This is a genomic window from Kitasatospora sp. NE20-6 (assembly GCF_045862635.1).
Genome location: NZ_BPRL01000004.1, coordinates 106,211 through 122,880, shown reverse-complemented (window position 1 = coordinate 122,880; position 16,670 = coordinate 106,211). Strand labels below are relative to the sequence as shown.

Genomic DNA, 16,670 nt, shown 5'->3' with positions numbered 1-16,670 from the left:
GGTCCTCTCCTCCGACGGTTCCAGGGCGGGTGTCACTGCGGGTCGCCGAGCTGCAGGGTCTCCGGCAGGCCGTCGGGCCCGTCGTAGACGAGTGCGAGATGGCGGCCCGGACCGCCGTCCGCCGCACCGAGCCGGGCCTCGTACACGGCACGGGGCAGCTGGGCGGCTCTGAGGCCGGTGGCGAGTCCGTGCAGATGGGACGCGCCCTCGGGGCCGGCCGCGGGACGCGGCCAGGCGACGGCGGGTACGCCGACGGCGAGCGCGATGGCGCGCAGCCGGGCGGTGAGCGTGAGCGGACCGCAGAGCGCGACGCCGCTGACCGGTTCGGGCCGACCGCGTTCCTGGACGGCGGGTTCGCGCCGGTGCTGGGCCAGCACGGCACCGGTGTGCCGGGCCTGCCAGCGGTACCGGAGCTCGGGCCAGTACTCGGGGCGGCGCAGTTCGGGACAGCGCAGCACGACCTGGAAGTCCTCGCCGAGGATGCTGGGGAAGATCTCGTCGGGCCGGTACACCCAGCGGTCGACGTCGAGGTCGAGCTGGTCCTTGCGGACGAAGACCTCGACGGTCGGCATCGCTCCCGGTGCGCTTTCGCGGACGGAGGCCGCGATGAATCCGGCCAGGTGCTCCATGAGGGCGGTGCGGGTCGTCGGGGTGTCGAGGCAGACCAGGTGACGGGCGGTGCCGTGCGCGTCACGGGTGCGGACGACGGCCCGGTAGGTGTGCGGCGGGCCGGCGGGCCAGAGCTGCAGCTGGACCACCGGGCCGGAGGCGGTTCCGGGGCGGGCGGCCCGCCGGGCCTCGGCCGCCCGGGCGCGCCCCTCGACCAGGGCCGGGGCCACACCGAGCCGGTCGGCGACCCGGTCGTTCCATGCCCGCAGGGCCGCCCCGAGGGGTTCGGGGGCCGTGTCGGCGGCGGCCTCCACCAGGTCGAGCAGGGCGGGTACGGCGCCGTGGCGGGGCCGGTAGCCCTCCAGGCGCCGGGTGAGTCCGGGCCATCCGGGGTCGTCGTGCACGAGACCGGACGGGAGGGTGGCGGCGACCGCGGCGGGGCTTCCCGGGTGGCCTCGGAGCAGCTCCTGCAGGGTGCGGTGCTCGATGGCGGTGAGGAGTTCGTCGGGGGCGGTGAACACCGCGGCGGCCTGGATGTCGAGGCGGTCGGCCGTGGTGGCGGCCCGGTCGGCGAGCAGGGCGAGCAGGGTGGCGGTGCCGTGGTCGGCGGCTGACGCGGTGAGGACGAGCCGCTCCGGGGTCGCGGGTTCGCCGTCCGGCGGCAGGGGCTCGGCGAGTTCGGCGGCGAGGGCGCGGGCCACGCCCTCCCGGTCGGCCTGGTGCGGCAGGGCACGGCGGACGGTGTCGAGGAGGTGCTGCCAGGCGTGCGGGCGTGCCCCGGCACCGTCGGCGCCGGGGGCGCCGATCGGGGCCAGCCGGGGGAAGTGGCGGGTGATCACCTGTACGGGTATGGCGAAGGCCCGGGTCTTGCGGCGGCTGACGACCAGGCCGACCACCCGCTGCCGGTCGCGGTCCCAGAGCGGACTGCCGCTGTAGCCCTCGACGAGGGCCTGGGACGAGGCCGGGGTGTCCAGCACCAGCCAGCGGTCGGTGACGCCCTGGACCCGTACGGGGGCAACGGTGCTGGCGTTGCCGCTGCCGAACCACGCGAAGGCGGACGGGCCGGTGCGGTGGTCGCCGAGGTGCGGTCCGTCGGGTCCGGGCGGGGCCGGGTCGACCAGCCGGAGCAGGGCGAGGTCGTCGGCCCACTCCGGGTCGCCGGGCCGGGCCGGCTGCCGGTCGTCGCGGACGCCGGGCAGCCAGCGGTCGACGGCGACCCGCAGCCGGTGCGGCCCGCGGCCGGGCAGGATGACGGCGAGCCCGGGAACGATTCCGTCGTGCTCCTGCGGCGGGTCGGGCTCGAAGGCGGGCCGGCCGAGGGCCAGGTTGACGACGTGCGCGCAGGTCAGCACCAGACCGCCGGCCACGAGCAGGCCGCCGCCGGAGGCCTGGGTGTCGGCGGTGCCGTACAGCGCGACGTGGGCCGCCTTGACCGCGGCGTCGGGGTCGGCGGGTCCGGTGCCGTACGGGCCGGGGAACGGGCTCAGGGCGCCGCCCCCTCCATCGGCGCCCCGGCGCCGGCCTCGGCCGGCCGCGGCGCGGGGACGGCGCCGATGCGCCAGGAGGCCCGTACGGTCAGGGTGGCCTCGGCGCCGACCCCGACGATGCCCAGCCGCAGGTCCTTGGAGAGCTTGATGCCGAACTCGACCTCGACCTGGTCGGGCGGCCGGACGGCGGAGCGCACGGCGCCGTGCACCAGGTCGAGGACACCGCCCAGGGGCTGCAGGGCGTCGCGGAGGGCGGTGACGCCGGTGCGGGCGGTGTCGCGTGCCCGGCCGACCGCGACCGTCTCGCCCGATCCGTCCGGAAGGTCCGGGTTGCCCGGCCCGCCCGATGATTCAGCGGCCGGTGCCGCCAGGTCGGAGAGTTCCAGCAGCACGGAGGTGCCGTCCCCCAGCGTCACTTCGGTGAATGCCGTCATGCGCCCACTCTGCCATCGCGACGGCAGCCGACACGGCGTCAACGTCCTTTTTCACGTGCGCGTTTCGGCCATGTCCGACCGGGCCTCCCAGGCGGCGCGGTTGGCCGCCGCGGAGGCGCGGGCCGCGGCCTCCGCGGCGGCGCCGACGGGCACGTCGAGCCAGGGCGCGACGGCGGTGCGCATCCGGGCGACCATGCGGATGCCGAGCGGGGTGAGCGAGCCCGAGCCGGCGAGGGTCTCGACGGCGGCGGCGGTGTACCCCCGCCAGGTGGCGAGCTGCCGGCGGGCGTGGTCGGCGGGTGTTCCGGCCAGACCGTCGTAGGCGCGGACGCGGCCGGCCCAGAACTCGGTGACGGCGAGGTGCGCGTACGTGCCCTGGAGCAGGCCTTCGAGCGGCCGCGGGTCGGGCCGCCAGGGGGCGTGGTAGAGCCGGTCGTCGGCGGGGTCGTAGAGGTCGTGCCGGTCGAGCACGGCGCCCAGCTTGACGTGCATGAACTCGTGGACCAGCAGCAGCGCGAGGATCGGCGCCGTGGCGGGCCGGGCGATCCCGACCGCCCCGAAGGCCTGCCGGGCGGCGGCGCTGATGTCCCGCCCCTCGGGCGCCGGCCGCAGCGGGGTGACGGTGGAGAGGCCGACGGCGAGGCCCGGGGCGTGGCCGGGCAGGTCGCGGCCGATGAGCTCCCAGGCCTCGCGCAGCGAGCCCGTCCAGTCGAGGAGTCCGGCGTCGTCGAGGCGGTCGGCCACCGGCCACTGGTGGCAGTCGCGCTGCGGGTCGGTGTCCTCCAGGGCGAGCGTCCAGCCGGGCAGGGCGACCCGCCGGACGGGCTGCCAGACCGCGCCCGCCGGGGTGCTCCAGGCGACGTCCGCACCGCGGACCGTGAACCCGTCCGCGGTGCCGCGGAGCCTGGCCTCACCGACCCCGCCGACGGCGACCCGGCCGAGGGTGGGCAGGTGCACGGCGCCAGCGCGGACGGGGACGGGGAGGTCGAAGGCGATCCGGGCGCGCAGGGCGGCGGCGGCCGCGAGTTCGGCGAGCCCGCCGAGGTCCGCGCCGGGTTCGCCGCGCAGGCAGCGGGCGGCCCAGGCGCGCGCGTACGGGTGCGCGAACACCGCGTCGAGGGCGTCCGGGGCGCGGCCGTCGAGGTCCACCAGGACCTGCCAGGCGTCGGGGCGCCCGTCGGCGAGGGCGGCGACCATCCGGCGGGTGAGGCCGAGCTGGCCCGCGGCGAGGGCGGCGACGGTGGCGGCGTCGCCGTGTCCGGACGCGATCTGGTCGAGCTGCCCCTCCGTCAGATCGCCCTCGGTGGGCGAGGCCTGTGCGGGGACGGTGACCGCGGCGGGGGCTTCGTCGGCGACGCGGTCGCGGACGGTGGTGATGAGGCGCATCAGGTCTCCACAGAAGACCGAGGGGTTGGTGAAGCCGCTGCCGGTGCGGTAGCGGTGGGCGTAGAGGCCGCCGCCGCAGGAGCGGACGACGGGACAGGCGCGGCACTCGGCGCTCAACCCGGCCAGGCCGGACTGGCGTTCGCGCATGCCGGGATGGTCGGCGACCTGGTCGAGGGTGTGCTCGAAGACGGTGAAGCCGGTGGCGGGGGCACCGTCGTAGGCGGTCTTCAGGCTGTCGGCCTGCTCGAACGACCCGTCGGTGTCGATGACGACCAGGTCGGCCGGGTCGAGGCCGAGGGACTCGGTGAGGCTGGAGAGGCCGCGGAGCGTCCGGCGCACCGAGTCGAAGATGCGGACCGGCACGGGCCTGCCCCGGGCCGTCCACCGGTCGTGGACGGCGAGCAGCCAGTCGGCGTACGGGTGCGGGCCGAGGTGCGGCGGGCGGTGCGGCGGGGTGTCCCAGGTGGCGTGCGGCAGCAGGAAGTCGATCCGGGGCGGTTCGAGCTCGGCGAGGGCGTCGTAGACCGCCTTGGGGTCGTTGTCGACGTCGATGGTGCACAGCAGCCCGGCGTACAGGTGGCGGTACTCGGGGCGACGCAGCAGGCCGATCGCGGCGAGGACCTTGTCGTGACTGCTGCGGCCGTCGGCGAAGCGGCGGTGGCGGTCGTTGGCGGCCCGGTCGCCGTCGAGGGAGATCCCGACCCGGATGCCGTACTCGGCGAACAGGTCGAGGTGGCGCGGGGACAGCAGGACGCCGTTGGTGTGGATGCGCAGGTCGAGGCTGCAGCCGGCGGGGAGTGCCCGGTGCAGTTCGTCGGCGGCGCGGCGGATGACGGCGGGACCGGCGAGGAGGGGCTCACCACCGTGCAGCACCACGTGCACCGCGGGCAGGCCGTGAGCGCCCGCGTGCTCGGCGATCCGTTCGGCCGTCCGGGCGAGGACGGCGTCGGGAACGACTCTGGGCTTGCCACGCCAGCTGGTGTCGGCGTGCTCGTAGACGTAGCAGTGGTCGCACGCAAGATCACAACGACTGTGGATCTTGAGAACGAACTGCGAGAACGGCACCAGCGGCGTGGCGGCCAGGGCGTGCGAGCCCACGGGCGCTTCCATCTCCGTCAGATGGACGACTGGAAGGCGGCCACGGCCACCTGTCCCGAATCGGCGCCCGGCAGGGCGCGCTGAAGGTTCTCGATCAGCCTGTCGACACTGAGGGCAGCGAGGTCGGCAAGTGATGGCCGCACGGCCGCCTCGTCGGCGGCGGGGCCGTCGGTCGGCCGGGTGGCGAGGGCAGCAACCATGGGAATCTCGTTTCTTCGGGTTCGAAGCACCTGGGACGGGGGGACCGGGTCTACGCGCCCGGAGCCCCGGGGCTGTTCCCGGCGAGGCAGGCGTCGCCCTCCGGCACCCGGCCGGGAAACGCCGAGTCCCGGCCCCAGGCCTTTGCACCCACTCAGAACCCTAAACCCCTGACAGCAAATTTGACGAACTATCAGCATCATCGCTGAGCCGTTTGATAAGCGTCATTCGGACGGCTCACCCCGGCGCGACACGGGCGTTCGCCGGGAGTACAGGCGCTCGACACGCCGACCGCCACCCTCCGCACCGAAGAACGGCGGCCCTCCCGGCCCTCCCGGGACTCGACGGTCCCGCGACAGCCCGAGGCCCGCCGCACCGGCCGGCGTCCGCGTCCGCGGACCCGGCAGCGCCCGCACGCGAGGTCGCGGCGGCCGTGCACCCTCCGGACGCACCGGGAGAACGGCACCGCCGGCAGGGCGGCCGGGCCGCACTGCGGGCCGCGACCGTCAGACGGAGGAGTTGAACGCGGCCACGGACATCCGGCCGGAGTCGACATCCGGCAGGGCGCGATGCAGCTGCGCGGCCAGTTCGTCGGCACCCGTGGCGGCGAGCGAGGCGAGCGAGGGCCGCACGGCAGTCCCCTCGGCCACCCCGTCCGCCGGCCGGGCAGTGGATGCATCAACCATGGGAGGTCCCGTTTCTTCAAGGCCGAAGCGCCACAGGGGGCACGGCGCAACGACCTGAGCGTGCGCCACGGCCGGCGAACGGCGCCCTCCGGGCGGATTCCAGACCCTTGCAAGGGAATAATATCGCCCTACAAGAAGAATTGACGATGCGTCAGCTCTTTCGGCCGACCACCCGGCACGGGCTGCCCGAGCGGTCCACCCCCGGTCGACACCGTGCCCGTCAGGGGCACAGCCGCTCGACGCGCCAGCCGCCGCCGTCCGCGACGAAGATCAGGCGGTCGTGCAGGCGGTTCTCGCGGCCCTGCCAGAACTCGACCGTCTCGGGCACGACGCGGTAGCCGCCCCAGAACGGCGGCACCGGCACGCCCTCGCCCTCCGGGTAGCGGGCGGCGAGGTCGGCGTAGCGCTGCTCCAGGACGTCGCGGCCGGAGACGGGGCTGGACTGCTCGCTGGCCCAGGCGCCGAGCTGGGAGCCGTGCGGGCGGGTGCGGAAGTAGGCGGCGGTCTCGTCGCGGCCGACCTTCTCGACCCGGCCGCAGACGATGACCTGGCGGGCCAGGGCGACCCACGGGAAGAGCAGCGCGGCCTGCGGGTTCACGGCGATCTCGGCGCCCTTGCGCGAGCCGTAGTTGGTGAAGAACACGAAGCCGCGGTCGTCGTAGCCCTTGAGCAGCACGGTGCGGGAGCTGGGCCGCCCCGCCGCGTCGGCGGTGGAGAGGACCATGGCGTTCGGCTCGGTCACCCCGGCCTCGGACGCCTCGTGGAACCAGGTGGTGAACTGGGTGACCGGGTCGGCCGCGAGGGCGCCCTCCGCGAGGCCGTCGTGCTGGTAGTGCTTGCGCATGACGGCCAGGTCCGGCCCGGGCCGGTCCTCGGTCGGCGCGGTCAGGGCTGTCGGGGGATGTTCCGCGGTAGGCACGGCAACATCATCCCGTACGACAAGCGTGGCGGGCTGCTACGTCCCGGCAAACCCCGGTCGGAGTTAAGGTGTCCCCCCACTGCATGGCCACCCGCCGTGCGGGGAATCGTGCCGTACGACCCGGTTTTCCCCGGTCCGTCCGCCGACGGGCCCGGACCCCGGAGCCCGGGCCGGGGCTACCGGTGGGGGAAACATCACCGTCGTGGTGTATGGCGCAATGCACTCCGTGCCTGCAAGGCTGACACCGAGTGCCAACCCCACCGAACGGTCACCCGGACCGCCGCCCCACTCTCCGCGGCGTCCCGGATCGGATCACTGAAGGAGCCGTCTGATGTCCGACTTCGTACCCGGACTCGAAGGTGTAGTCGCCTTCGAGAGCGAGATCGCCGAACCCGACCGTGAGGGCGGCGCACTGCGCTACCGCGGCGTGGACATCGACGACCTCGTGGGCCACGTCTCCTTCGGCCACGTGTGGGGCCTGCTGGTGGACGGCAAGTTCAACCCCGGCCTGCCCGCCGCCGAGCCCTTCCCGATCCCGGTGCACTCCGGCGACATCCGGGTCGACGTGCAGTCCGCGCTCGCCATGCTCGCCCCGGTGTGGGGCCTCCAGCCGCTGCTCGACATCTCCGCCGAGCAGGCCCGCGACGACCTCGCCCGCGCGGCCGTCATGGCGCTGTCGTACGTCGCCCAGTCCGCCCGCGGCCAGGGCCTGCCGATGGTGCCGCAGCGCGAGATCGACAAGGCCGAGACGGTCGTCGAGCGGTTCATGATCCGCTGGCGCGGCGAGCCGGACCCGAAGCACGTCAAGGCCGTCGACGCGTACTGGACCTCCGCCGCCGAGCACGGCATGAACGCCTCGACCTTCACCGCCCGCGTCATCGCCTCCACCGGCGCCGACGTCGCGGCGGCGCTGTCCGGCGCGGTCGGCGCGATGTCGGGCCCGCTGCACGGCGGCGCGCCGTCCCGCGTGCTCGGCATGATCGAGGAGATCGAGCGCACCGGCGACGCGGCGGGCTACGTGAAGAAGGCCCTCGACAAGGGCGAGCGCCTGATGGGCTTCGGCCACCGCGTCTACCGCGCGGAGGACCCGCGCGCCCGCGTGCTGCGCCGCACCGCCCGCGAGCTCGGCGCGCCGCGCTTCGAGATCGCCGAGGCGCTGGAGAAGGCCGCGCTGGAGGAGCTGCACAACCGGCGCCCCGACCGCGTGCTCGCGACCAACGTCGAGTTCTGGGCCGCGATCATGCTGGACTTCGCCGAGGTGCCGGCCCACATGTTCACCTCGATGTTCACCTGTGCCCGCACCGCCGGCTGGTCCGCGCACATCCTGGAGCAGAAGCGCACCGGCCGTCTGGTCCGGCCGTCCGCGCGCTACCTCGGCCCCGGCCCGCGCAGCCCGCGCGAGGTCGAGGGCTACGCCTCGATCGCGCACTGACGCTTCACTCGTTCGGGCGGGTCCGGCACGCGGCCGGACCCGCCCGCACCTGTGAAGATCACATCTCAGCGTGCGGACGTCCGTCACCTCCCCGCAACACGGGCCGGTAGGCTGCGCGTGTGGCTCAGATCCAGATCCCCGCTGACATCAAGCCCGCAGACGGCCGTTTCGGCTGCGGACCGTCCAAGGTGCGCCCCGAGGCCCTGAGTGCCCTCGCCGCGACCGGAACCTCCCTGCTCGGCACCTCGCACCGCCAGGCCCCGGTGAAGAACCTGGTCAAGCGCGTGCGCGAGGGCGTGAGCAGCCTCTTCTCGCTGCCCGAGGGCTACGAGGTGGTGCTCGGCAACGGCGGCTCGACCGCGTTCTGGGACATCGCCGCCTTCGGCCTGGTGCGCGAGAAGTCGCAGCACCTCAACTTCGGCGAGTTCTCGTCGAAGTTCGCCTCCTCGGTGAAGGCCGCCCCGTGGCTGGGCGACCCCTCCGTGATCAAGTCCGAGCCGGGCACCCACCCGCTGCCGGTCGCCGAGGCCGGCGTGGACGTCTACGCGCTCACCCACAACGAGACCTCCACCGGTGTCGCCATGCCGATCCGCCGCCCGGCGGGCGGGGACGCGGGCTCGCTGGTGCTGGTCGACGCCACCTCGGGCGCCGGCGGCCTGCCGGTCGACATCACCGAGACGGACGTCTACTACTTCGCGCCGCAGAAGTCCTTCGCGAGCGAGGGCGGCCTCTGGCTGGCCACCTTCTCCCCGGCCGCCCTGGAGCGCGCCGCCGAGATCGCCGCCTCCGGCCGCTACATCCCGCCGTTCTTCGACCTGCCGACCGCGATCGACAACTCGTCGAAGGACCAGACGTACAACACCCCGTCGGTGTCGACGCTCTTCCTGCTGGCCGACCAGCTGGAGTGGCTGAACGGCAACGGCGGCCTGGAGTGGGCCGTCGCCCGCACCGCGGAGTCCTCCTCGATCCTCTACTCGTGGGCCGAGAAGTCCTCCTTCGCCCAGCCGTTCGTGGCGAAGGCCGAGGAGCGCTCGCAGGTCGTCGGCACCATCGACTTCGACGACTCGATCGACGCCGCCGCCATCGCCAAGGCGCTGCGCGCCAACGGCATCGTCGACACCGAGCCGTACCGCAAGCTCGGCCGCAACCAGCTGCGCGTCGCGATGTTCCCGGCGATCGACCCGGCCGACGTCCAGGCGCTCACCGCCTGCATCGACTACGTGATCGAGCAGCTCTGACCCGTCGCCCGGCGCCCCGCACGGGGTGACGGACCGCGCACCCGCACGACCGACGGCCCCCGGCCCGCCCCACGGCACCGGGGGCCGTCGCCGTTCCCGGTCCGCCGGGGGGGGCGGGGCGACCGACCCGACGGGACGGGCGGTGCCGGGCCTCGTCCGCGGTCAGCGCCGGACGAGCGAACTGACGATCACCACGGCCAGCAGCAGCAACAGCGCGCCGGTCACGATCCGCATGCGAGTCTTCGGGTCCACGCTCCGAGGTTAGTCGGTCGCCGGAGCGCCGGAGCCACCGCCCTGCACGGGCGGGAGGCCGCCGCGGTGCTCCTGGGCGCGGAACACGGTCGGCGCCACGCCCACCCGCCGCGTGAAGATGCGGCTGAAGTACGCCGGGTCCTCGTACCCCACCCGCCGGGCGACCTCGGCGACCGGCAGCCCGCCCGCGGCCAGCAGCCGCTTGGCCTCGTCGAGCCGTACCGCCAGCACGTACTCCCGCGGGCCGACCCCGCCGGCCGCACGGACGGCGCGCCGCAGCCCGGCCACCGTCACCCCGGCCCGCCGGGCGTGCCCGGCGACCGGCAGCGGCAGGAACGCGCCCTGCCGCAGCGCGGCGACGACGGGGTCGCCCGCCGGGCCGAGGTCGGCCCGGTGGCGGCGCAGCTCCACCAGCAGCTCGTGGACGCCCGCCCCGGCCTCCACCCCGGCCAGGGGACCGCCGCGGCGGCAGGCGGCGGCGATCCGGCCGATCACCCGCCGGACGGGCTCCGCGGCGGTCAGCGGGACGACGTCGGCCTCCGGCAGCAGCCCGAGTTCGGCGTAGGCGGCCAGCGCCGGGCCGGTGAAGTCGACGAAGCACTCCGCCCAGCCGCCGGCGTCCGGCCCGTAGTGGTGGGCCACGCCCGGGCGCAGCAGCAGCACCGCGGGTGCCACGACGGTCCGGCGGGTGCCGTCCGGGGCGGCGGACCAGCCGCGGCCCTCGGTGACCAGCACCGCCACCCAGCGGTCGAGGGTGCGCGGCCCGACGACGGGGAGCCGCCCGCGCTGCACGCCGGTGCCGAGGCAGGCCAGGCCGGTCGCGAGCTGGGCGGGCCCGGGTGTGAGGTAGTGCCACCAGCGCTCCATGCCCGTCTCCGTCTCCGTGTCGGCCCCCGCTCCCGCTCCCGCTCCCACTCCTGCCCCCGCTCCCGCCCCGGGGTCGCCTCCGCCGGCCGGTGCCGGGTCGCACGACAATCCAACACGCCGGGGAGTTCCGTCCATAGCCGCGGCCCCGCCCGGTCGCGCAGGCTTGGCGGCATGCTCACCTACGACTCCGCCGGATTCCGGCTCGACGGCCGCCCGCTGCGCATCCTGTCAGGTGCCGTGCACTACGCCAGGACCCGTCCCGGGCAGTGGCCGCAGCGGCTCGCCGCCGTCCGCGCGATGGGGCTGAACACCGTCGAGACGTACGTGCCGTGGAACCTCCACGAGCCCGCGCCCGGCCGGTACGAGCGGCTCGCGGAGCTCGGGGAGTTCCTCGACGAGGCGGCCCGGCAGGGCCTGTGGGCGATCGTCCGGCCCGGCCCGTACATCTGCGCGGAGTGGGACAACGGCGGGCTGCCCGGCTGGCTCACCGCCCGGGTGGGCCGGCGGGCGCGGACGTCCGACCCGGAGTACCTGGCGGCGGTGGACGCCTTCTTCGACGTGCTGCTGCCCGCGGTGGTGGCCCGCCAGGGCGACCGCGGCGGCAACGTGCTCATGGTGCAGGTGGAGAACGAGTACGGGTCGTTCGGCAGCGACGGCGCCTATCTGCGCCACCTCGCCGACGGGCTGCGCGACCGCGGCGTCACCGTGCCGCTCTTCACCTCGGACGGCCCGGAGGACCACATGCTGACCGGCGGCACCCTGCCGGGGGTGCTGGCCACGGTGAACTTCGGCTCCGACCCGGAGGAGGCGTTCGCGGCACTGCGCCGCCACCGCCCCGCGGACCCGCCGTTCTGCATGGAGTACTGGAACGGCTGGTTCGACCACTGGGGCCGCCCGCACCACACCCGCGACGCGGAGAACGCCGCCGGCACGCTGCGGCGGATCCTCGCGGCGGGCGGCTCGGTCAACCTCTACATGGCGCACGGCGGCACCAGCTTCGGCACCACCGCCGGGGCGAACCACGCCGACCCGCCGTTCAACTCGACCGACTGGGAGCACTCGCCGTTCCAGCCGGTGACGACCTCGTACGACTACGACGCGCCGCTGGACGAGCGCGGTGCACCGACCGCCAAGTACCGGCTGTTCCGGGAGGTGCTGGCGGAGTTCGCGGCGGCGCGTCCCGAGGAGGCGCGGTACCTGGACGACCGGGAGCCCGCGCTCCCGCCCGTCGCACCGGTGCTGCCCGCGGCCGTGGTGCCGCTGACGGAACGGGCTGCGCTGCCGTTCGGCCCGGCCGTCTCCTCGCCCGTGCCGCCCACCTTCGAGGAGCTCGGCCTGGAGCACGGGCTGGTGCGGTACACCGCGGAGCTCCCCGGCCCCCGGCCGCCGCTGCCGCTCACCGTCGAAGGGCTGCGCGACCGGGCCACCCTGCGCGTCGACGGCGGACGGACCGCCGAGCTGGAGCGCGGCACCGGGCAGGAACCGCCCCAGGTGGCCGGCGGCGCCCGGATCGAGCTGCTGGTGGAGTCCCTCGGCCGGGTCAACTACGGGCCGCAGGTCGGCGAGACCAAGGGCGTCACGGGCGGTGTCCGGCACGAGCGCCAGTACGTGCACGGCTGGCGGGCCGAGCCGCTGCCGCTGGACCCGCTGCCGGCGGCGGAGTTCACCGCCGGTGACGGGGAGGGGCTGGCCCGCGGCACGCTCGACCTCGCGGAGACCGGCGACGCCTTCCTCGCCGTCCCGGGCGGGCACCACGGCTACCTGTGGGCCAACGGCTTCCTCCTCGGCCGCTACGACGCCCGCGGCCCCCAGCGCACCCTCTACTGCCCGCAGCCGGTGCTGCGGCCGGGCCGCAACACCTTCGTCCTGCTGGAACTGGGCGACGCGGCTCCCGACCGGATCGAGCTGCGGCCGGAGGCCGGCCTCGGCTGAGGCGCGGCCGGGACGCGGCCGGGGCGCCGGGTGCGACGGGGCCGAATGCGGGCGGGTTCAGGCTTCCCAGCGGGCCAGCGGCCACGCCGCCAGGCTGCGGTAGCGGGACGGCCCGAAGCCCGTCTCGCTGAGCATCAGGTGCATCTCCGACGCCTCCCACTCCGTGCCGCGGAAGCCGTCCAGGGCCGCCGCGAGGTGCTGGAGCGCGGAGGCCGTACCGCGCTGCTCGGCGCGGCGCCGCCCCCGGAAGGACCCGGACCTGGCGAGGGTCAGGTGCGGGTGGAAGCCGTACTGGTCGAGCTCCACGCCCAGCTCGCCCACGGCCGCGCGGACGGCTTCGGCGAGCCTGCGCAGCGCCCACACCTCGCCGTCGACGCCCGCCCAGAGCGCGCGGTCGCCGAAGGTGCCGCCGCCGGCCAGCCGGAGCCGGTGGGCGCCGTGCTCGCCGGCCGTCCGGGCGAGCGCGGCCTCCAGCGCCGGGACGTCGGTGACGGGCACCTCGCCGAGGAAGGCGAGCGTGAGGTGCCAGCCCTCGACCTCCGTCCAGCGCAGCCGGTCGGCGCCGGGCAGGCCGTGCAGCGGGGCGGCCGCGTCGACGAGTTCCTGCACCGCCGCGGTCGGCGGGTCGACCACCACGAAGAGCCTCATGGGCCCATCCTGCCGTCCGCCGGCGCCGGGCTCATCCGCTTTACCGCCGGGCGCATCCGCCTCGCCGCCCGGCGGGACGGACGAGCCCGGCCCGGCGGTGGCCGGGCCGGGCTCGGTACAGCGGTACAGCGGTACAGCGGTACAGCGGTACAGCGGTACAGCGGTGCCGTCAGGTGCTCAGCAGGCGGGCACGAGGTCGTCCTTGGGCAGGGTGCGCGGCACGACCGCGACCACCCGGCCGCCCGCACCGGGGTGCAGGTCGACGCGGACCTTCAGGCCGGCGGCGCGGGCCAGCACCACGGCGACCGTGCCGGCGGCGGCGGCGGAGACCAGTCCGCAGGCGAGCAGGCCGAGCCGCGGCCCGTACACGTCGGTGACCCAGCCGACGATCGGTGCGCCGATGGGGGTGCCGCCGGTGAAGACCAGCACCAGCAGGCCCATCACCCGGCCGCGCATGGCGGGCTCGGTGGCCAGCTGCAGCGCCGAGTTGACGGAGGTGTTGAAGGTGAGGCCGAAGACGCCGGTCAGGGTCAGCAGCAGGGCGAAGGTCCAGTAGCCGGGGGCGAACGCGGCCAGCACCTCCAGCGCGCCGAACGCGAGGGCCGCACCGACCAGCCGCCGTAGCCGCGGGGCGCCGCGCCGGGCGGCGAGCAGGGCCCCGGTGAGGGAGCCGACCGCCATCGCGGTGTTGAGCAGGCCGTACTCGCCGGCGCCGACCTTGAAGGTGTCGTAGGCGAAGCCGGAGAGCAGCGTCGGGAAGTTGAACCCGAAGGTGCCGATGAACCCGGCGAGCACCATCGGCCACAGCAGTTCGGGGCGTTCCCGGACGTACCGCAGCCCTTCGCGGAGCTGGCCGCCGCGGCGGGCGACCGGCTCGACCGGCCGCAGTTCGCTCTCCCGCATGGCGAGCATGCCGCCGATGACGGCGGCGAAGGACAGCGCGTTGACGGCGAAGGCCCAGCCGCTGCCCACCGCGGCGATCAGCAGGCCGGCGACGGCCGGGCCGACCAGGCGGGCGGTCTGGAAGTTGGCGGCGTTGAGGCTGACCGCGTTGGAGAGGTCCTTGGCGGGCACCATCTCGCTGACGAAGGCCTGCCGGGTCGGGTTGTCGACGACGGTGACGAGGCCCAGCAGCAGCGCGAAGACGTAGACGTGGCCGGCGGTCACCGCGCCGGTGACGGTGAGCACGGCCAGGCCGGCGGCCAGCAGGCCCATGGCGCCCTGGGTGGCGATCAGCAGGCGGCGCTTGGGCAGCCGGTCGGCGAGGACGCCGCCCCACAGGCCGAGCAGCAGCATCGGCAGGAACTGCATGGCGGTGGTGATGCCGACGGCGAACGGGCTGCCGGTGAGGCTGAGCACCAGCCAGTCCTGGGCGATGCGCTGCATCCAGGTGCCGGTGTTGGAGACGACCTGGCCGGCGAAGTAGTAGCGGTAGTTACGGATCCGGAGGGAGGAGAACATCCCGCCGGACCGGGTCTTGCGCGCCCGGGAGGGGGCGGCGGATGCGGCGGTGGTGGCCGCCGCGGTGCGTTCGCAGGGGTCGTCGTCGCCGCTGCCGGGCAGGCCCACGGGGGCGGGTGCCCGGCTCACGGCGGTGGCGGCGGCGGCCGCCGTCCGGTCCGCGGTGCTGTCGTCGGTACGGGTGGCGGCTGCGCTGGCTGCGGCCGGCGGTGTCACGTGGGGCTCCCCTCGGTGCGTGGCGGCGGGCAGGCGCGGCGCCACGCGGCTGATCTCACTGGTGTGTCCTGCGGTGATGCGGTACTCCTTCGTCGGTGCCGTGGGATGTCGTGCCTCAGAGGCGGGCGAGTTTGTAGAGCGCGGGTGCCGCGGCGCGGACCAGGGCCCATTCCTCCTCGGTGAGCCCGGCGGCCAGTTCGGCCAGCCAGGCGTTCCGCCGGCGGCGGCTCTCCGCGAGGATCTCCTCCGCCTGTTCGGTGCTGCTGACGACCACCTGGCGGCGGTCGTCCGGGTGCGGCTCGCGCCGCACCAGCCCCTTCTCCTCCAGCATGGCGATGATGCGGGTCATGGACGGCGGCTGGACGTGCTCGCGTCGGGCGAGCTCGCCGGGGGTCGCCCGGCCGCAGCGGGCCAGGGTGCCGAGCACCCCCATCTCGGTGGGGCTCAGCGACTCCTCGACCCGCTGGTGTCGCAACCGGCGGGCAAGGCGCATCGTGGACGACCGCAGCTGACTGACGGCTGCAAGATCGTCCTCGGACATCTCGGGCATGGTCATTAGACTACGTCATTACTCTCTCTAAGGAAAACGGGATTCCCGCCGCTTCCGCCCCCCGATCCGCGGCCGGTGCGCAGTTCCCCGGGACATCGCGTCAATCTCCGGTGACGACTTCTTGCCCCAAACGTGAAGTACCGCCTCCCACCTGCGAGTTCACCGAACCTCCCGGCATTGCCCATGAGTGACGGCGACCACTAGGGTCCGTCTTGTCAGGAACACAGCACGCCGGCACTGTGCACCCCACTCCGTCCTGGGAGTCCCCTTGGGTCACGTCCACCACGCTGTCTACGGCTGGCTGACACCGGCGATCTCGTACGTCATCGCCTGCCTCGGCGCCCTCGTGGCGCTGCGCAGCACCCGCTGGGCCCTGCTGTCCGAGGGCCGCTCGCGGCGCAACTGGCTGCTGTTCGGCACGGTGTCGCTCGGCGGCGGCATCTGGAGCATGCACTTCGTCGCCATGCTCGGCTTCGCCGTGAGCGGCGTCGAGATCCACTACGCCGTCCCGCTCACCCTGGTGAGCCTGGTCGTCGCCCTCGGCTTCGTCGGCGTCGGCATCTTCACCGTCGGCTACAGCACCCGCCCCCGCGGGGCGGTCCTGGCCGGCGGCGCGGCCACCGGCCTCGGCGTCGCCGCGATGCACTACCTCGGCATGGCCGCCGTCCGGGTGCCCGGCCACCTCTCCTACGACCCGGTGACCGTGGCGGTCTCCGTCGCCATCGCCGTGCTCGCCGCGACGGCCGCCCTCTGGGCCGCCCTCAACATCCGGGGCACCGCGGCCGTGCTGGCCGCCTCCCCGGTGATGGGCATCGCCGTCTGCGCGATGCACTTCACCGGCATGGCGGCCGTCTCGGTGCACCTCTCGGACGACCTGCGGGCCCCGCCCGGACCGGTGGCGCTGCAGTTCGTCTTCCCGCTCGCCGTCGGCTTCGGCACCTACGTCTTCATCAGCGCGCTGGCGTTCGCGGTGGCACCGAGCAAGCACGGCCGCGAGCGGCCGATCCTGACCGGTCCGGCCGCACCGCTGCCCGGCGAGCGCACGGCCCGCGCCGAACAGCCCCGCGCCGACCAGCCCGCCGGCCGCCGGCCCGGCGCCGCCCGGCCCGCCGCTGCGCCGGTGGCCGGCCGGGTGGTGCCGGCCTGGTCCGGTCCGCAGGCCTTCGACGAGCCCGCCGCACCGCGCCAGCGCTGAACCACGGCCCCGCCGCGGGGGAGGACGGCCCACCGGCCGTCCTCCCCCGCGGTGCGTCCGGC

General features: G+C 75.1%; 14 protein-coding genes. 4 read left to right on the top strand and 10 right to left on the bottom strand.

Translation table 11 applies throughout. From position 1 onward, the window contains the following. Window positions 1-32: 32 nt before the first annotated feature. The 6 genes from SNE206_RS04805 to pdxH form a co-directional block, all read right to left on the bottom strand. Window positions 33-1,976, bottom strand: coding sequence for a trypsin-like peptidase domain-containing protein (locus SNE206_RS04805; RefSeq protein ID WP_407912081.1), 1,944 nt, complete (start codon window positions 1,974-1,976; stop codon window positions 33-35). 116 nt (window positions 1,977-2,092) lie between these two features. Continuing rightward, window positions 2,093-2,530 (bottom strand): CU044_2847 family protein, encoded by a 438-nt coding sequence (locus tag SNE206_RS04800; protein WP_407912080.1) that lies wholly within the window; start codon window positions 2,528-2,530, stop codon window positions 2,093-2,095. A gap of 51 nt (window positions 2,531-2,581) precedes the next feature. Then, the gene (locus SNE206_RS04795; RefSeq protein WP_407912079.1) at window positions 2,582-5,014 is read right to left on the bottom strand and encodes an FxsB family cyclophane-forming radical SAM/SPASM peptide maturase; all 2,433 of its coding nucleotides are present in this window, start codon (window positions 5,012-5,014) and stop codon (window positions 2,582-2,584) included. Window positions 5,015-5,031: 17 nt separating this feature from the next. After that, window positions 5,032-5,214 carry a hypothetical protein gene (locus tag SNE206_RS04790; protein WP_407912078.1) on the bottom strand — a complete coding sequence of 61 codons (183 nt, stop codon included), beginning with the start codon at window positions 5,212-5,214 and terminating at the stop codon, window positions 5,032-5,034. 504 nt (window positions 5,215-5,718) lie between these two features. Then, a complete protein-coding gene (locus SNE206_RS04785; RefSeq protein ID WP_407912077.1) occupies window positions 5,719-5,898 on the bottom strand; it encodes a hypothetical protein in 180 nt (59 codons plus the stop codon). 220 nt (window positions 5,899-6,118) lie between these two features. After that, window positions 6,119-6,817, bottom strand: a complete 699-nt coding sequence (gene pdxH, locus SNE206_RS04780; protein WP_407912076.1) for a pyridoxamine 5'-phosphate oxidase — start codon at window positions 6,815-6,817, stop codon at window positions 6,119-6,121. 331 nt (window positions 6,818-7,148) lie between these two features. On the opposite strand from pdxH, the gene SNE206_RS04775 reads away from it, so the two are divergent. Further along, on the top strand, window positions 7,149-8,249 hold the full coding sequence (locus SNE206_RS04775) for a citrate synthase 2 (RefSeq protein ID WP_407912075.1): 1,101 nt from the start codon (window positions 7,149-7,151) through the stop codon (window positions 8,247-8,249). Between the two features lie 119 nt (window positions 8,250-8,368). Continuing rightward, window positions 8,369-9,487, top strand: a complete 1,119-nt coding sequence (gene serC / locus SNE206_RS04770) for a phosphoserine transaminase (protein ID WP_407912074.1) — start codon at window positions 8,369-8,371, stop codon at window positions 9,485-9,487. Between the two features lie 261 nt (window positions 9,488-9,748). On the opposite strand, the gene SNE206_RS04765 is transcribed toward serC, so the two are convergent. Then, window positions 9,749-10,606 carry an AraC family transcriptional regulator gene (locus SNE206_RS04765; RefSeq protein WP_407912072.1) on the bottom strand — a complete coding sequence of 286 codons (858 nt, stop codon included), beginning with the start codon at window positions 10,604-10,606 and terminating at the stop codon, window positions 9,749-9,751. Between the two features lie 171 nt (window positions 10,607-10,777). On the opposite strand from SNE206_RS04765, the gene SNE206_RS04760 reads away from it, so the two are divergent. Then, window positions 10,778-12,538 (top strand): glycoside hydrolase family 35 protein, encoded by a 1,761-nt coding sequence (locus SNE206_RS04760; RefSeq protein ID WP_407912071.1) that lies wholly within the window; start codon window positions 10,778-10,780, stop codon window positions 12,536-12,538. Between the two features lie 57 nt (window positions 12,539-12,595). Here the strand turns inward: SNE206_RS04760 and thpR are convergent, their stop codons facing one another. From thpR to SNE206_RS04745, 3 genes are all read right to left on the bottom strand, one after another. After that, on the bottom strand, window positions 12,596-13,186 hold the full coding sequence (gene thpR / locus SNE206_RS04755) for an RNA 2',3'-cyclic phosphodiesterase (protein WP_407912070.1): 591 nt from the start codon (window positions 13,184-13,186) through the stop codon (window positions 12,596-12,598). A 177-nt stretch (window positions 13,187-13,363) separates the two neighbouring features. Further along, window positions 13,364-14,647, bottom strand: coding sequence for an MFS transporter (locus SNE206_RS04750; RefSeq protein ID WP_407912228.1), 1,284 nt, complete (start codon window positions 14,645-14,647; stop codon window positions 13,364-13,366). Window positions 14,648-14,978: 331 nt separating this feature from the next. Beyond that, the gene (locus SNE206_RS04745) at window positions 14,979-15,413 is read right to left on the bottom strand and encodes a MarR family winged helix-turn-helix transcriptional regulator (RefSeq protein ID WP_407912069.1); all 435 of its coding nucleotides are present in this window, start codon (window positions 15,411-15,413) and stop codon (window positions 14,979-14,981) included. A gap of 268 nt (window positions 15,414-15,681) precedes the next feature. Here SNE206_RS04745 and SNE206_RS04740 point away from each other — a divergent pair, with 268 nt between their 5' ends. Next, complete coding sequence (locus tag SNE206_RS04740) at window positions 15,682-16,608, top strand: MHYT domain-containing protein (protein ID WP_407912068.1); 927 nt, start codon at window positions 15,682-15,684, stop codon at window positions 16,606-16,608. Window positions 16,609-16,670: the final 62 nt, after the last annotated feature.